The sequence below is a fragment of the Pseudomonas sp. YNh genome (assembly GCF_037993085.1).
GTDB classification, from domain to species: Bacteria; Pseudomonadota; Gammaproteobacteria; order Pseudomonadales; family Pseudomonadaceae; genus Aquipseudomonas; species Aquipseudomonas putida.
Map to the genome: position 1 here is coordinate 225,286 of NZ_JBBMRJ010000001.1, position 15,021 is coordinate 240,306.

General features: G+C 60.4%; 13 protein-coding genes and 6 tRNA genes. 5 read left to right on the plus strand and 14 right to left on the minus strand.

From position 1 onward, the window contains the following. Nucleotides 1-111: 111 nt before the first annotated feature. Nucleotides 112-1,110 (minus strand): sensor domain-containing diguanylate cyclase, encoded by a 999-nt coding sequence (locus WF331_RS00990; protein WP_284359715.1) that lies wholly within the window; start codon nucleotides 1,108-1,110, stop codon nucleotides 112-114. Nucleotides 1,111-1,325: 215 nt separating this feature from the next. On the opposite strand from WF331_RS00990, the gene WF331_RS00995 reads away from it, so the two are divergent. The 3 genes from WF331_RS00995 (at nucleotide 1,326) to WF331_RS01005 (ending at nucleotide 3,572) form a co-directional block, all read left to right on the plus strand. Beyond that, nucleotides 1,326-1,850, plus strand: a complete 525-nt coding sequence (locus WF331_RS00995; protein WP_016498503.1) for a hypothetical protein — start codon at nucleotides 1,326-1,328, stop codon at nucleotides 1,848-1,850. Then, nucleotides 1,819-2,073, plus strand: a complete 255-nt coding sequence (locus WF331_RS01000; RefSeq protein ID WP_041167645.1) for a hypothetical protein — start codon at nucleotides 1,819-1,821, stop codon at nucleotides 2,071-2,073. The genes WF331_RS00995 and WF331_RS01000 overlap by 32 nt, the downstream gene beginning before the upstream one ends. 89 nt (nucleotides 2,074-2,162) lie before the next feature. After that, entirely contained in the window at nucleotides 2,163-3,572 is a 1,410-nt protein-coding gene (locus WF331_RS01005) for an amino acid permease (RefSeq protein ID WP_080889181.1), read from the plus strand. On the opposite strand, the gene WF331_RS01010 is transcribed toward WF331_RS01005, so the two are convergent. Continuing rightward, nucleotides 3,551-3,627, minus strand: a tRNA-Arg gene (locus tag WF331_RS01010). The two genes, WF331_RS01005 and WF331_RS01010, sit on opposite strands and share 22 nt — an antisense overlap. A gap of 111 nt (nucleotides 3,628-3,738) precedes the next feature. Further along, nucleotides 3,739-4,332: a phosphonate metabolism protein/1,5-bisphosphokinase (PRPP-forming) PhnN gene (gene phnN / locus WF331_RS01015; protein ID WP_084967282.1), complete on the minus strand. Its 594-nt coding sequence runs from the start codon at nucleotides 4,330-4,332 to the stop codon at nucleotides 3,739-3,741. Between the two features lie 344 nt (nucleotides 4,333-4,676). Here phnN and WF331_RS01020 point away from each other — a divergent pair, with 344 nt between their 5' ends. Further along, nucleotides 4,677-5,003, plus strand: a complete 327-nt coding sequence (locus WF331_RS01020; protein ID WP_003254499.1) for an Arc family DNA-binding protein — start codon at nucleotides 4,677-4,679, stop codon at nucleotides 5,001-5,003. A gap of 184 nt (nucleotides 5,004-5,187) precedes the next feature. Here the strand turns inward: WF331_RS01020 and mgtE are convergent, their stop codons facing one another. From mgtE to alaS, 9 genes are all read right to left on the minus strand, one after another. Continuing rightward, nucleotides 5,188-6,630 carry a magnesium transporter gene (gene mgtE, locus WF331_RS01025; protein ID WP_016498500.1) on the minus strand — a complete coding sequence of 481 codons (1,443 nt, stop codon included), beginning with the start codon at nucleotides 6,628-6,630 and terminating at the stop codon, nucleotides 5,188-5,190. Nucleotides 6,631-7,062: 432 nt separating this feature from the next. After that, nucleotides 7,063-7,139: transfer RNA gene (locus tag WF331_RS01030), tRNA-Arg, on the minus strand. Nucleotides 7,140-7,212: 73 nt separating this feature from the next. Then, a tRNA-Arg gene (locus WF331_RS01035) sits at nucleotides 7,213-7,289 on the minus strand. Nucleotides 7,290-7,362: 73 nt separating this feature from the next. Next, nucleotides 7,363-7,439: transfer RNA gene (locus WF331_RS01040), tRNA-Arg, on the minus strand. A gap of 73 nt (nucleotides 7,440-7,512) precedes the next feature. Beyond that, nucleotides 7,513-7,589 (minus strand) — tRNA-Arg (locus WF331_RS01045). Between the two features lie 106 nt (nucleotides 7,590-7,695). Further along, nucleotides 7,696-7,786 (minus strand) — tRNA-Ser (locus tag WF331_RS01050). Nucleotides 7,787-7,858: 72 nt separating this feature from the next. Next, nucleotides 7,859-8,047, minus strand: coding sequence for a carbon storage regulator CsrA (csrA, locus tag WF331_RS01055; protein ID WP_003254503.1), 189 nt, complete (start codon nucleotides 8,045-8,047; stop codon nucleotides 7,859-7,861). Nucleotides 8,048-8,212: 165 nt separating this feature from the next. Beyond that, a complete protein-coding gene (locus tag WF331_RS01060; protein WP_016498499.1) occupies nucleotides 8,213-9,448 on the minus strand; it encodes an aspartate kinase in 1,236 nt (411 codons plus the stop codon). A gap of 84 nt (nucleotides 9,449-9,532) precedes the next feature. Then, nucleotides 9,533-12,157, minus strand: a complete 2,625-nt coding sequence (gene alaS, locus WF331_RS01065) for an alanine--tRNA ligase (protein WP_016498498.1) — start codon at nucleotides 12,155-12,157, stop codon at nucleotides 9,533-9,535. A 308-nt stretch (nucleotides 12,158-12,465) separates the two neighbouring features. Here alaS and WF331_RS01070 point away from each other — a divergent pair, with 308 nt between their 5' ends. Beyond that, nucleotides 12,466-13,659, plus strand: a complete 1,194-nt coding sequence (locus tag WF331_RS01070; protein WP_340622579.1) for a M91 family zinc metallopeptidase — start codon at nucleotides 12,466-12,468, stop codon at nucleotides 13,657-13,659. A 42-nt stretch (nucleotides 13,660-13,701) separates the two neighbouring features. Here WF331_RS01070 and astE read toward each other — a convergent pair whose 3' ends face one another. After that, nucleotides 13,702-14,709, minus strand: a complete 1,008-nt coding sequence (astE, locus tag WF331_RS01075) for a succinylglutamate desuccinylase (RefSeq protein ID WP_016498495.1) — start codon at nucleotides 14,707-14,709, stop codon at nucleotides 13,702-13,704. A gap of 10 nt (nucleotides 14,710-14,719) precedes the next feature. Beyond that, nucleotides 14,720-15,010, minus strand: a complete 291-nt coding sequence (locus tag WF331_RS01080; RefSeq protein ID WP_016488488.1) for a hypothetical protein — start codon at nucleotides 15,008-15,010, stop codon at nucleotides 14,720-14,722. Between the last annotated feature and the right edge of the window lie 11 nt (nucleotides 15,011-15,021).

Consider the following 15,021-nt stretch of genomic DNA (forward strand, 5'->3'; position numbering starts at 1 on the left):
GAAGCGGCCAAGGCCGATTTGGCCCGCTGCGCCGAGAGGCGCCGCGGGTCTTTTTTCATCCAGGTACTGATCCTCGTCACCTGCGCGATCCCTTGTGCGGACCGCGTCAGGCTATGGGGCTATGGCATTCTTGCCGGCCGCCTTGGCCCGGTACAGCGCCTTGTCGGCACGCGCCAGCAGCGCATGCTGGTCCTCCCCTTCCTGCCATTGCACCACGCCATAGCTCATGGTCAGCCGGCAATCGCCCACCGGCTCCAGCTGATCCATCACCTGGCGCAAGCCCGCCGCCACCTCCAGCGCCTCGCCCAGCGTGGCCTGCGGCAGCACGATGACGAACTCATCGCCCCCCCAGCGCGCCAACACGTCGAGCTCGCGCAGGCAGGTACGCAAGTTATCGGCCACCAACACCAGCGCCGCATCGCCACGGGCGTGGCCGTAGCGGTCGTTGATCGGTTTGAAATCGTCCATGTCCATGGCGATCAGCGACAACGGCTGACGGAATCGCTGGGCGCGTTCGCACTCCGTCTGCAACGACTTTTCCAGCCGGTAGCGATTGGCAATGCGGGTCAACGCATCGCGCTCGGCCAACTCGAGGTTTTCGTCCAGTTGCCGCTGCAACTGCTGGTTCACCCAGGACAGCTCGCGGGTACGCTCGGCCACCTGGCACTCCAGCGACTGGTTCTTCTGTTCCAGCTGCGCCACCAGGCGCTTGCCGGCGTCGATGTTGCGGTGCGCCCCGAGCATGCGCGCCACCGAACCGTCTGCGTTCTGGCCGATGATGTAGCCGCTGTCTTCGATCCAGATGTAGTTGCCATCCTGGCAACGGCAGCGGTATTCGATGAGGTAGCGCTCGTTGCGCTGGTTGATGTAGGCCTCGAAATGCGCCATTACCCGCGGGTAGTCCTCGGGGTGGATCACGCTCTCCCAGGTCAGTACCGAGTTGGCCATGGAGTGGCTGGCGTAACCGAGCATGGCGTACCAGCCGGGGTTGCGATAGACGTAGCCGGTGTTGGCATTCCAGTCCCAGATGCCATCGCTGATCAACTCGAACAAGGTGTGCAATTGCTGTTCACTGAAGCTGGCCGGTGCCGGCCTGGTTTCCTGATTCATGGACGCTCTCCCTGATGCCCAGCAACTGCGCTCCGGTCAAGGGGCTGCCGACAGTGGTGGTAATTGCCGCAGGCGGCAAGATCATGCCTTGGACAGGCAAGCATATGCCCGCCAGCGCGCAACCGAAATAGCGCCAAAGGCCTGATTTCGACCGGCACAGCGCTGGCATGGCTTTTGCGCTGGATAGCTGCCAACGATATTTCCAAGGAGGAAACATGATAATCGCCCCTAACGGCGTCAGCTGGCAGCCCACGCTCCATCAGCCCCGGCACGCCAGCGATGAGCAGACAGTGGCCGAGATTGCGCCAGCCAGCACCCCAATAACCACCGCCAACACGGCGACCCAAGATCAGCGCCAAGGCAATACCGCTCAGCAAAACGCCGAGGATGCGCGCGAAGAAGCCTTTGCCAAATTCAAGGTGATGCTGCAAAACCTGGGCTCTGAGACCACCGAGCCGGTGATCGGAGAACCACTGCCAGCCAAGACTGCCCGGCAGGAGTTTCACGACTTCATGTCCAAGTCGCCCGGCGAGATGATCAAGGAAAAACTGCTGCGTGAAATTGGCCTGACCGAAGAAGAGTACGACGCCCTGCCGCCGGAAATGAAAGCAAAGGTCGACGAGTTGATCGCCCAGCGCATGAAAGAGGACATCGAGCGCAAGATCGAGGAGAAAGCGCAGGAGCAGGTCGCCAAGGCGGACGGCCTGGATGAAGAGCAACAAGCGGCCGGCACGGCATGAGGCAGTGGCGGCGGTCGGCAAGAAAAGTGCCGCGGTTCGTGAAAGGCTCCCCAACCTGACCCGTTTGAAGGCGCCCGGCGGTGTCGATGTTCAGGTGGTGCATGGCGTGGTCAACTGCACCGCTACCGGCGCCATCACCGGTCTCAGGAAAAATCGGCAGGATGTTGTGCAGAGAATTCGTTTGAGGTCCTTGGCCTTATTGTCCAGGGTGGCAGGCTGGTAGCTATTTGCCACGCGTGGACGCAGGCGCATGACGATGCCTGCGTTGGGGGACGTTGTCGGGTCCCCCCAACAATAAGAGAGGACAAGGAAATGCAATCCAACAGTTTGAAGCAAAGCCTCAAGCAGCGGCACATCACCATGATCGCACTGGGCGGGGTGATCGGTGCAGGCCTGTTCATGGGCTCGGGCTCACTGATCGCATCGGCAGGGCCTGCGGCCATCCTGTCGTATTTCATTGGTGGCCTGGTGGTCACCCTGGTCATGTTCATGCTGGGTGAAATGGCCTGCCGCAACCCGGATGCCGGGTCGTTCTCAACCTACGCCAACACCTGGCTCGGCGACTGGGCCGGGTTTGCAGTCGGCTGGCTGTACTGGTTCAAGTCGATGATGACCATCACCCTTGAAGCAGTCCTGCTGGGCGCCATCCTGCATGACTTCCTACCCTGGCTGCCGATCTGGGCAGGCGCCTTCCTGATGCTGGTGACACTGATGGCCAGCAACGCCTACTCGGTGCGTTCGTTTGCCGAAGTGGAGTACTGGCTGGCGGCGATGAAGGTCGCCACCATCCTCATCTTCATGCTGCTGGGCATCTCGATCCTGCTTGGCCTGCACCACGACATCCCGTCGCCTGGCCTGGTCAACCTCACCGCCCACGACGGCTTCATGCCCAACGGCCTGTCGCCGGTAATGGCGGGTGTCATCGTGGTGATCTTCTCGCTGGGCGGCAGCGAAATCGCCGCCGTGGCCGCAGGTGAGTCGGAGAACCCGCGGCAGAACGTGATCCGCGCGATCAAGAGCGTGATCCTGCGCGTGATGCTGTTCTACGTCGGCTCGGTGTCGATCCTGATCCTGTGCCTGCCATGGACCGACAAGGCCAACCTGGCCTCGCCCTATGTTTCGCTGTTCAGCCTGGCCGGGTTCGGTGGTGCGGCGGTGGCCATGAAGCTGGTGTTGTTCGTCTCGTTCATGTCGGTGATGAACTCGTTCATGTTCTCCAACTCGCGCATGCTGTTCTCGCTGAGCCAGCGCGGGCACGCGCCCAAGCTGTTCTCGCGCACCAGCGCCAAGGGCGTGCCGATCAATGCATTGCTGCTGAGCCTGTCGATCTGCACGATGATCCTGACCGTGCACTTTATCAGCGCCGGCGACCTGTTCATGACCCTGGCCAAGAGTACCGGCAGCCTCGTGATGGTCGTGTGGATCTTCATCATCATCGCCCACGTGGCCATGCGCTGGAAAACCCGTCACGAAGCGGTCGACCCTAAGGCCTTCCGCGCCTGGCTGTTCCCGTACGCCAATATCGTTGCGCTGTTCGCCCTGCTGGCAGTGATCGGCACCCAGGCGTTCGAACCGGCATCGCGTTTCCAGTTCTGGTTCACGGTGCTGACCGTGGTGCTGGTAGTGGCGGGGTACTTCCTGACGCGCACACGGATGGCGGCTGCACAGGAGGCGGAGGCAAAAATGGGAGAAACAAGAAATGGCGTCCCAGGCAGGAATTGAACCTGCAACCTTCCCCTTAGGAGGGGGATGCTCTATCCAATTGAGCTACTGAGACGCTACGACCGGCAGCGAGCGCTGCACAGCGGGATGGCCAGCATGTTAACCAGCATGCTGGCGTTTGTCATGCACCTGCCGGGCTTTTTCGCGTAATCCTTTTCTGGCACTGCTACTCCGGTGGCAGAACCCCTTCATCGCGAAGCAGCCCGAACAGGGCTGCGACCGCTGCCTCCAGGGTTGTCGAGTTGTCCAGCACATGCACTGAAGGATCGGGCGGTGCCTGCAAACGGGCGCTGCGAGCCAGGCGCTGTTCGATTTCCTCGGCGTTTTCGCGGCCACGGGCCAGCAGGCGCTGACGCAGCACTTCGGGCCTGACCTCGACCAACACCGCCAGCAGGTCCGGGTAACGCTGGCGCGCTTCAGCCAGGTAGGCCCGCGAGCCATTCACCAGCACTGCCCTGCCCGCCGCCATCCACTCGTCCACCTGCTGCGCAATACCATAGTCCAGGCCGTTGGCGCGCCAGTGCATGGCAAATGCGCCCTGGGCACGCAGGGTCTCGAACTGCTCGGGCGTAACCCCATGAGCGGCTTCGCCCTTGGCTTCGGCCGAACGGGTAATGACGCGACGGGCAATTTCTACCCCGGCGGCCGCCAGTCGCTCACGTGAAGCGTCGATCAGGGAATCTTTCCCCGAACCCGACGGTCCTATCAGAAATATCAACCGGCCTGTCCCTGATCGACGGTCGCTTGCGTCATGTTGCATAGCCACTATGCTCTATGAAGGGAAACCGCCGCATTCTAGGTGTTTTCCTTGCCTTTTGCTGCGTTTTACCAGTTTTTGACGGCAAAAGTCTGACGGTTGGGCAAGCCGGAGCATGTAAAACTTTTCAAACCAGTGCTCATTTCTGATAATTGGTACTGGCAGAAAGCCTTTATCCGGCTCACTATTTGTCACAGAATTGACGCCAAGGAAACGGCGATGATGAGGCAAGATGAGCACCCATTTTTACTGCCGGTTGAACATTTTGTCGTCGCCACGGTCGTACTTCCACCCCGTGCGGCCAATTTGAGAACCGCTTCCCCTGAACCAAACTCCGGTCAATTTATATGCGCCCAATGAAACAGGCTATTTATTCGAGCCGCACCGCTGACAAGTTCGTCGTCCGCCTGCCAGACGGGATGCGTGAGCGCATTGCCGAGGTAGCGCGAAACCATCACCGCAGCATGAACTCCGAAATCATCGCGCGCCTGGAACAGAGCCTTATCCAGGAAGGTGCGCTGGGTGACGAGCTGAGCATGCGCCTGGACAGCCCTGAGCTGTCGCTGCACGAGCGCGAGTTGCTGCAGCGCTTCCGTCAACTGTCCCACCGCCAGCAGAACGCCCTGGTGGCCCTCATCGCTCATGATGTGGAAATGGCCGCTGACGCTTCCTGAGGTCTGCAGCGAACATGAAAAAGCCAGCGTAAGCTGGCTTTTTTGTGGCTGGCCTACGGCAACGGCATACGCCATTGCAGGACCACTGTGGGAGCGGGCAAGCCCGCGAATCAGGCGACGCGGTGGATGGCACCGGCTGCGCCGGTGTTCGCGGGCATGCCCGCTCCCACAGGGAAAGATCGGTTTACAGCAGGAACAGCGTAGCCAGGCCGAGGAAGATGAAAAAGCCGCCACTGTCGGTCACGGCAGTGATCATCACACTCGCCCCCATGGCCGGGTCGCGGCCCAAGCGGGCCAATGTCATCGGGATGAGCACGCCCATCAGCGCTGCCAGTAACAGGTTCAGGGTCATTGCGGCGGTCATCACCAAACCCAGTGACCAGCTGCCATACAGCCAGAAAGCCACCGCACCGATCACTCCGCCCCACACCAGGCCGTTGATCAGCGACACTGCCAACTCCTTGCGCATCAGGCGGCTGGTGTTGCCCGGCGACACCTGGTCCAGCGCCATGGCGCGGACAATCATGGTGATGGTCTGGTTACCCGAGTTGCCACCAATACCCGCAACGATAGGCATCAACGCAGCCAACGCCACCAGCTTTTCGATCGAGCCTTCAAACAGCCCGATAACGCGGGACGCGAGAAAAGCGGTAATCAGGTTGATCGCCAGCCATGCCCAACGGTTGCGGAACGAGCGCCAGACCGAGGCAAAGATATCTTCCTCTTCACGCAGGCCCGCCATGTTGAGGACTTCGCTCTCGCTCTCCTCACGGATCAGGTCGACCATTTCGTCGATGGTCAAACGGCCGATCAGGCGCCCGCCTTTGTCTACTACAGGTGCCGATACCAGGTCATAACGCTCGAAAGCCTGCGCTGCATCATAGGCATCTTCCTCGGGCTGGAAGGACACCGGGTCGGTCGCCATGACCTCCGCTACCTTCTTCTCCGGGTCGTTGACCAGCAAGCGCTTGATCGGCAACACCCCCTTGAGGATGCCGTCGTAATCGACCACGAACAGTTTGTCGGTGTGGTTGGGCAGCTCTTTCAGGCGGCGCAGATAGCGCAGTACCACTTCCAGGCTGACGTCTTCGCGGATGGTGACCATCTCGAAGTCCATCAGCGCGCCGACCTGCTCCTCGTCGTAGCTCAGCGCCGAGCGCACACGCTCGCGTTGCTGGGCATCGAGGGTTTCCATCAGCTCGTGAACAACGTCGCGCGGCAGCTCTGGGGCCAGGTCGGCCAGCTCGTCGGCGTCCATTTCCTTGGCGGCGGCCAGCAGCTCGTGATCGTCCATGTCGGCGATCAACGATTGGCGAACCGAGTCGGAAACTTCAAGCAGGATGTCGCCATCGCGATCCGAGCGCACCAGCTGCCAGACCGTCAGGCGGTCTTCCAGGGGCAAGGCTTCGAGGATATAGGCGATGTCGGCGGGGTGCAGGTCATCAAGCTTGCGCTGCAGCTCGACGAGGTTCTGCCGGTGGACCAGGTTTTCGACCAGGTCGTTGTGCGCGCCTTCCTGGCGGTGCGTCAGGTCTTCGACCACACGCTGGCGTTGCAGCAGTTCGACCACCTGGGCCAGGCGATCCTGCAGGCTTTCTTGCGCTTTTTTTACTTCTACTTCAGTCATAGGCGAACTCCACTCCCAGCAGCGGAGCACGCCGGGAGAATCAATCGGTCAGATCTTTCTGTATGAATCGTGTTAGCGAGTAACTACTGGGTAAGTCCATGGTGGTTTTCCACAAGCCCCGGCGGGGCTGACGGGCGCAATCATACACTGCTAAAGCTGTCAGATCGCTTAAATTTTTGGCCAGAACAATCGTTTGCGCGATAAAGGTGGGACAACGCTTGAAGCTATCAGTGCGACGGCGGCTCTGGCGTTTAAAGCACATTTGTTGTGTGCGTAGATGTGTTTGCGATGCCTGATCGAATTTGGCGCCGCACCAGCGGCCTCAAGCTACACCACAAACATTACAGAAGAGCTTAGATCGACATGGCCAACAATTCAGTGGCGCAGAAAAACAAAAAGCCCGCTCAACTGAGCGGGCTTCTTGATGGGATATGGCGGACTCAGCAGGATTCGAACCTGCGACCGCTCGGTTCGTAGCCGAGTACTCTATCCAGCTGAGCTATGAGTCCGTGGTGGTAGTTTTAGACCAGGTTACCACTGGTTGACTGAAGCAGCTGTGCAAGCAGAGCCACTTCAAGAAAGTGGCGGACTCAGCAGGATTCGAACCTGCGACCGCTCGGTTCGTAGCCGAGTACTCTATCCAGCTGAGCTATGAGTCCGCGATTGGAAGTTTTATACCAGTTACCGCTGGTTGACTGAAGCAGCTGTGCAAGCAGAGCCACTTCAAGAAAGTGGCGGACTCAGCAGGATTCGAACCTGCGACCGCTCGGTTCGTAGCCGAGTACTCTATCCAGCTGAGCTATGAGTCCGCGATTGGAAGTTTTATACCAGTTACCGCTGGTTGACTGAAGCAGCTGTGCAAGCAGAGCCACTTCAAGAAAGTGGCGGACTCAGCAGGATTCGAACCTGCGACCGCTCGGTTCGTAGCCGAGTACTCTATCCAGCTGAGCTATGAGTCCGTGTCTTGCCGCGCATTATAGGTCGCTGAAACATTTTTGCAAGAACGTTTTCGTTTAAAAACAACTACTTAGCGTTCCTACCGTTTACAGCGCCCTACGCAAATAATGGCGGTGAAGGGGGGATTCGAACCCCCGATACCCTTATGAGGTATACTCCCTTAGCAGGGGAGCGCCTTCGGCCACTCGGCCACCTCACCGCAACACGAGGCGAATATTAAACAGGATCTTCCTCGCTTGCAACCCTTTTTTTTAAAAAAACTTCAAAAGAATTAAAGGCTTGGCTCCTCGTCCTTCTCTTTCTTGATCCGCAGGTAGATTTCCTCGCGGTGAACAGCCACTTCTTTCGGGGCGCTGACGCCAATACGCACCTGGTTGCCTTTGACGCCAAGCACCGTCACGGTGATCTCGCCGTCTCCAATGATCAGGCTCTCGGCGCACCGACGAGTCAGAATCAACATAGCTTTCTCCTTACGCAAAACATTCAGGGGTAACAGTCTTTGGTATCAGGGCCTGGTCGTGGACGACGACCTAGCCCCGTTACTCGCCACACAGGGCAGGACAGGCCATGCGTGGCGAGCAGAAACGCGAAGGGCGCGGCAAGCCGCGCCCTTCCTGGCAGCGCCTTACTCGCCCTGTCGCACAGGTGCGTCGAGCTCGAACGCGGTGTGCAGCGCGCGCACAGCCAGCTCCAGGTACTTCTCTTCGATCACTACCGAAACCTTGATCTCGGAGGTGGAGATCATCTGGATGTTGATGCTCTCCTTGGCCAGCGCTTCGAACATGCGGCTGGCAACACCGGCGTGCGAACGCATGCCGACGCCAACGATCGAGACCTTGGCGATCTTGGTGTCGCCGATCACTTCACGGGCACCGATTTCGCGGGCAGTGTTTTCCAGCACGTTTTTCGCGCTCTCGTACTCGTTGCGGTGTACGGTGAAGGTGAAGTCGGTGGTGTTATCGTGGGCAACGTTCTGCACGATCATGTCGACTTCGATGTTCGAAGCGCTGATCGGGCCGAGGATCTTGAAGGCCACACCTGGGGTGTCCGGCACGCCGCGAATGGTCAGCTTGGCTTCATCACGGTTGAAGGCGATACCGGAAATGATCGGCTGTTCCATGGATTCCTCTTCATCAATGGTAATGAGGGTACCCGGACCCTCCTTGAAGCTGTGCAGCACGCGCAGCGGTACGTTGTACTTGCCGGCGAACTCCACCGAACGGATCTGCAGCACCTTGGAACCGAGGCTGGCCATTTCCAGCATCTCTTCGAAGGTGATCTTCTCCAGGCGACGGGCCTGTGGCACAACGCGCGGGTCGGTGGTGTAGACGCCATCGACGTCGGTGTAGATCTGGCACTCGTCAGCCTTCAGCGCCGCCGCCAGGGCCACGCCAGTGGTATCGGAGCCGCCACGGCCCAGGGTAGTGATGCTGCCGTGCTCGTCGACGCCCTGGAAGCCTGCTACCACGACCACGCGGCCTTCCTTGAGGTCGGCACGAATCTTCTGGTCGTCGATCTGCAGGATGCGCGCCTTGTTGTGCGAGCTGTCGGTGAGGATGCGCACCTGGTTGCCGGTGTAGGACACCGCTGGCACACCACGCTTGATCAAGGCCATGGTCAGCAGGGCGATGGTGACCTGCTCACCGGTCGACACGATCACGTCCAGTTCACGCGGAACCGGCTGATCGGTGATCTGCTTGGCCAGGTCGATCAGGCGATTGGTTTCACCGCTCATGGCCGACAGCACAACCACCAGGTCGTCGCCCGCTTCACGGTGTTTCTTGACCTTTTCGGCTACCTGCTCGATCCGCTCGATGGAACCGACAGAGGTGCCGCCAAATTTCTGTACGATCAACGCCATTTCAATGGTGCCTCAGCCCATACAGGGCCCCAAAAAACAATCCAACATGAAGAGGCCGGCGACTAGACCGCCGGCCCCTTCATCTCAAAGTCCCTGCTCTGCGAATGGCACGGCCAGCGCCAGGGCCTGGTCCAGTGCAGCGACGTCGACGCCACCACCCTGGGCCATGTCCGGACGGCCACCGCCCTTGCCACCCACCGCCGCAGCGGCTTGTTTCATCAGATCGCCAGCCTTGAGTTGGCTGGAGAGGTCTTTGGTCACGCCGGCCACCAGCACAACCTTGCCCTCATGCTCGCTGCCCAGCAGGATCACTGCGTGGCCGAGCTTGTTCTTCAACTGATCGACCAGGGCCAGCAAGGCCTTGCCGTCCTGCCCATCCAGGCGGGCGGCGAGGACCTTGGCACCCTTGACCTCAACAGCCGCGTTGGAGAGATCGTCCCCGGCGGCGCTGGCGGCTTTGGCCTGCAGCTGTTCCAGCTGCTTCTCCAGCTGGCGGTTGCGCTCGAGCACAGCCGACAGCTTGTCGATCAGGTTGTCGCGGTTACCCTTGACCAGTTGCGCGGCTTCCTTGACCTGCTCTTCGGCAGCGTTCAGGTAGGCCAACGCAGCGGCGCCGGTAACTGCTTCGATACGGCGTACGCCAGAGGCCACGCCGCCTTCGCTGATGATCTTGAACAGGCTGATATCACCGGTGCGCTTGGCGTGGATACCGCCGCACAGCTCTACCGAGAAATCACCACCCATGCTCAGCACACGCACGGTGTCGCCGTACTTCTCGCCGAACAGCGCCATGGCACCTTTGGCCTTGGCGGTTTCGATGTCGGTCAGTTCGGTTGTCACCGGGGTGTTTTTGCGCACTTCGCGGTTGACGATGTCTTCCAGGGCCTTGATCTGCTCTGGCTTAAGCGCCTCGAAGTGGCTGAAGTCGAAACGCAGGCGCTGGCTGTCAACCAGCGAGCCCTTCTGCTGTACGTGTTCGCCCAGCACCTGGCGCAGCGCTTCGTGCAGCAGGTGGGTGGCGGAGTGGTTCAGCGAGGTAGCGTGCTGCACGTCGGCATCGACCTTGGCCTCGACCGGCGAACCGATTACCAGCGCACCGCTGGCGACCACGCCGTGGTGCAGGAAGGCACCGCCAGTCTTGGTGGTGTCGCGCACGTCGAAGCGCGCAGCGCCGGCCTGCAGGAAGCCGGTATCACCCACCTGGCCACCGGACTCGGCGTAGAACGGGGTACGGTCGAGCACGACCACGCCCTGCTCGCCTTCACCCAACTGGTCGACGGCCTGGCCGTCCTTGTACAGGGCGATGATCTTGCCCTGGCCTTCGGTGGCGTCGTAGCCGAGGAATTCAGTGGCGCTGTCGACCTTGACCACGCTGTTGTAGTCCATGCCGAAGGCGCTGGCGGAACGCGCACGCTCACGCTGGGCGTCCATCTCGCGCTCGAAGCCGGCTTCATCGATGGTCAGCTCGCGCTCACGGGCGATGTCGGCAGTCAGGTCCATCGGGAAGCCGTAGGTGTCATACAGCTTGAACACCACGTCGCCCGGTACCACGTCGCCTTTCAGCTGGGCCAGGTCCTGCTCGAGGATGCGCAGGCCTTGCTCGAGGGTCTTGGCGAACTGCTCTTCTTCAGCTTTCAGTACGCGCTCGATGTGCGCTTGCTGGCTCTTCAGCTCAGGGAAGGCTTCGCCCATTTCGGCGGCCAGTGCGGCAACGATCTGGTAGAAGAAGCTGCCCTTGGCGCCCAGTTTGTTGCCGTGACGGCAGGCACGACGAATGATGCGACGCAGCACATAGCCACGGCCTTCGTTGGACGGCAGCACACCGTCGGCGATCAGGAAACCGCACGAGCGAATGTGGTCGGCGACCACTTTCAGCGACGCCTGGCCATCATTGCTGCAACCGATGGCCTTGGCCGCAGCTGCCAGCAAGTTCTGGAACAGGTCGATCTCGTAGTTCGAGTGCACGTGCTGCAGCACGGCGCTGACGCGCTCCAGGCCCATACCGGTGTCCACCGACGGCGCTGGTAGCGGGTGCAGCACGCCGTCGGCGGTGCGGTTGAACTGCATGAAGACGTTGTTCCAGATCTCGATGTAGCGGTCGCCGTCTTCTTCTGGCGAGCCCGGTGGGCCGCCCCAGATGTCCGCGCCGTGGTCGTAGAAGATCTCGGTGCACGGGCCGCACGGGCCAGTGTCACCCATGGTCCAGAAGTTGTCGGAGGCGTAAGGAGCGCCTTTGTTGTCGCCGATGCGTACCATGCGCTCGGCCGGCACGCCAATTTCCTTGGTCCAGATGTCGTAGGCTTCGTCGTCAGTGGCGTAGACGGTGACCCAGAGCTTTTCCTTGGGCAGGTTCAGCCATTGTGCCGACGTCAGGAAGGTCCAGGCGAAAGTGATAGCGTCGCGCTTGAAATAGTCGCCGAAGCTGAAGTTGCCCAGCATTTCGAAGAAGGTATGGTGACGCGCGGTGTAACCGACGTTTTCCAGGTCGTTGTGCTTGCCACCAGCGCGCACGCACTTCTGGCTACTGACAGCACGGGTGTAGGCACGCTTCTCCGCGCCGAGGAAGCAGTCCTTGAACTGGTTCATGCCGGCATTGGTGAACAGCAGGGTCGGGTCGTTGTTCGGGATCAACGAACTGGAGGCGACTCGGGTATGTCCCTGCTCTTCGAAGAAGCGAAGGAAGGCTTCACGGATTTCTGCGCTTTTCATAGGTTCTTCCACGGAAACGGCGGCCGTTTGGGCTGATACGTCGAATCGACGAAACGACGGCAAAGGGCGCCATTATATCCAGCCTGAACGGCGGATGCAGTGTGTTTATACGCCCGAAACGGTCAATCGGCATGAAATCGTCATTTCGGACTTCAAAGTGGAGGCTATACGGTTCAGCGCCTCGTCACAACGCCCCCTCCTCGTCCATCTTGCCCCTAGATAAGTACCACTCCTCGCCTGCACAACCCTTTAGCTTTGGCCGCAGCGACAACCGCCGCCCCCCCCATCCACAGCAAGCGAGCCTTCTCATGCACCCCAACCCCGTCTATTTCATTTCTGGCAGGACCAGCGGTTTTAAACAGCAGGCAGACACGCCCATCGATGGCCAAGCCGTTCATCGCTTCTACGAATACCAGGACGACAAGATAGACGTCCTTCTGGAACAGGTATGGTTCGATCAGGGCCAGATCCCGGGCAAGCACCACATGGTGATTCAGAGCCATGCCTCGGCGGTCGATGTCGACATTTCCGCCTACGACTGCCACCTCAAAGCCATTGTCGGCAACAAGAGGTTCATCCTCGCGCCTACGCATAGACAAACCCTGATCATCAGAACAGCATCGGGTGAGGCCAACGTCCGCGTGGCGAAGGAAGTGAAGACGCCTGTGATCATTCAGGCCGCAAAAGGCCGCGCGCACATCACCACCGGCGGCGGCATCACCGAGGTCTTCACCGGCAGCAGCGATGCACAAATCAACGTGGGCCAGGGGCTGACATTCATCAAGCGTGGCTCGGCGAGCGGCGGTATCGGCGGTCATATCCAGGGAATCGACGGTCATATCCTGGTCGACGACCCCCATGAATCAGTCATTTATGCCCGTAACCAGGCGGGTGACGCCCGCTTCGAGCAACCCCTCTCCGTCCCGCTCGCCGCACTCGCCAACAACACACTCGACATACAAGGCAGCGACACCTTCAAACAGGCCGTTAACAACCACCTGGTGTTTCTTTGCCACACCGATTGCGGCCAGCAACTTCTGACTCAACTGGCGAAACGGTCCTGGATACGGGTTACCGAAACACAGCTGGCCACCCGTTTCGACGTGCACACCTCAGACCCGACCGACAGCGACCATTACCTGCGACGAGACAGCAAACTGGAGTGGGTAGCCGGCTTGCCGGCCGAGGGCGGAAACCTGGCATTCAACCTGACGCGCTCGGACAGCGACAATTTGCCGCTGCTCGACTTTTACCGTTGCTTGTGCGAAGCGTACAGCGCCTTCAACGGGACGACGGTACCTGGCCACACCTTAATCAGCACTATCGATCGCAGGCAGATCCAGGTCGACAACGCACACCTGCAAGCAATTGGCCTGCCGAGCGGCCCTCTGTACGATTTCGACAATAACCCCGACACGGCGCCAACCGACACCAACCCATCACCCTTCAACGAAAACGCGCTGCGAATGGAACTGGGCCTGCCAGTACGCACCTACTACTGAGCGAGCCCATGTGGTGCGCCGGGACGCGCGCCACCTCCGCCATCAGCCCAGCCGCTGCCCCGAATCCGGCACAATGAGAATCCCCGCTCGCAAGCCGTTCTTCACCCTGGGGTTGGGGAAGATGATGCGCGCGCCCTCCTCCTCGACCACCCAGCGCGTCTCGGCCAGGTCTTCGGCCAGCAGGTAACCCTTGCTCAACTCGGAAAAGTTCTCGATGTCCGCCGGCAAATGCAGGTGGAAACTGTCGCTGTGCTTGATGATTTCGCGGGCGACGCTGAACAGCTGCAGGCCATCCAGCGAGCCCTCACCCTCTGGCTCGGTGCCTTCGATGATCTGGATCAGGCGCTGCTCCAGCCGGTCGAGGTTGACCTGCTCGTTCTGGCCGAACGGGCGGGCCTTGCCCAGCTCCAGGGTGAAGGCTTCGGCCTCCAGCTGTTCGTAGGTAAAGGCACTGAAAGTGATGGAGGATTTGCTCTGCAGCAGCACCGCCTCCATGCCGGCTGCCGCCAGGCGCGCCAGTTCGCGACGGGAGTGCTTGCGCCCCTCTTTATAGGGGTACAAGGCGAATTGCTCGATCTTCGAACCGCGGATGGCGGTATGCAGGTCGTAATGCAGGCGGCTACGCCCCGGCTTGCTGAAGAACACCCGGGCGAACTGTTCCAGCTCGGCGGCACGCAAGGCTTCGAAACCACTGGAAAGCTCATGGCGGCCATTGAACAGCCGGTTGATGTCCTGCTCGATGAAGCGCTCACCCTTGCGGATCGCCGCTGGGTTGCCGAACAGGAACAGCAGCCGTGCCTTGGGTTTGATCTTGCCGTTGGCCACGCCGTGCAGCAGCCGTTCGAGCAATTCGATCGGCGCCGTTTCGTTGCCATGGATGCCAGCAGACAACAGCAAGTCCAGCCCGCAATCATCGTTTTCGGCGGGGCGCACTTCGAGCGCGCCCTCCCCGAGCCAGCGCAAACGCGCGCCCTTGGGTGTCACTTGGGTCTTCTCGGCCGGTTCGTGATCGGTGAGGGTCAGCTCAAGCAATTTGCCAAGGGCGAGCATAGGGACTTCCTTAGTGGTGGTGGCCGCAGTCGGGGCCATGGACGTGATCGTCGTCTTCGCCAACCTCGGCCGGCTCCATTTCCAGCTGCAGGCTGACCAGGTTGGTGGCCATCGGGCGCAGCAGCAGGTTGGCGTATTCGGTGTCGTCTTCGTCGACGTCCACACCGATCAGCAGCTGGCCACGGCCGTCCTGCTGAATCCACACTTCCTTGCCTTGCCAAACCACGGCAAAGCGGGTGCAGGAGGTTTCCAGCTGGGTGCCGTCTTCATCTTCGAGGATCAGGCGCAGGGCGTCGGTCATTGCAAAGTCTC

Coding starts and splice junctions, on each gene's coding strand:
- phnN (WP_084967282.1), bottom strand. CDS start 4,332: ATGCAACATGACGCAAGCGACCGTCGATCAGGGACAGGCCGGTTGATA.
- WF331_RS01060 (WP_016498499.1), bottom strand. CDS start 9,448: ATGGCGTTGATCGTACAGAAATTTGGCGGCACCTCTGTCGGTTCCATC.
- WF331_RS00995 (WP_016498503.1), top strand. CDS start 1,326: ATGATAATCGCCCCTAACGGCGTCAGCTGGCAGCCCACGCTCCATCAG.
- WF331_RS01005 (WP_080889181.1), top strand. CDS start 2,163: ATGCAATCCAACAGTTTGAAGCAAAGCCTCAAGCAGCGGCACATCACC.
- WF331_RS01070 (WP_340622579.1), top strand. CDS start 12,466: ATGCACCCCAACCCCGTCTATTTCATTTCTGGCAGGACCAGCGGTTTT.
- WF331_RS01080 (WP_016488488.1), bottom strand. CDS start 15,010: ATGACCGACGCCCTGCGCCTGATCCTCGAAGATGAAGACGGCACCCAG.
- WF331_RS01020 (WP_003254499.1), top strand. CDS start 4,677: ATGCGCCCAATGAAACAGGCTATTTATTCGAGCCGCACCGCTGACAAG.
- WF331_RS00990 (WP_284359715.1), bottom strand. CDS start 1,110: ATGAATCAGGAAACCAGGCCGGCACCGGCCAGCTTCAGTGAACAGCAA.
- mgtE (WP_016498500.1), bottom strand. CDS start 6,630: ATGACTGAAGTAGAAGTAAAAAAAGCGCAAGAAAGCCTGCAGGATCGC.
- WF331_RS01000 (WP_041167645.1), top strand. CDS start 1,819: ATGAAGAGCAACAAGCGGCCGGCACGGCATGAGGCAGTGGCGGCGGTC.
- csrA (WP_003254503.1), bottom strand. CDS start 8,047: ATGTTGATTCTGACTCGTCGGTGCGCCGAGAGCCTGATCATTGGAGAC.
- astE (WP_016498495.1), bottom strand. CDS start 14,709: ATGCTCGCCCTTGGCAAATTGCTTGAGCTGACCCTCACCGATCACGAA.
- alaS (WP_016498498.1), bottom strand. CDS start 12,157: ATGAAAAGCGCAGAAATCCGTGAAGCCTTCCTTCGCTTCTTCGAAGAG.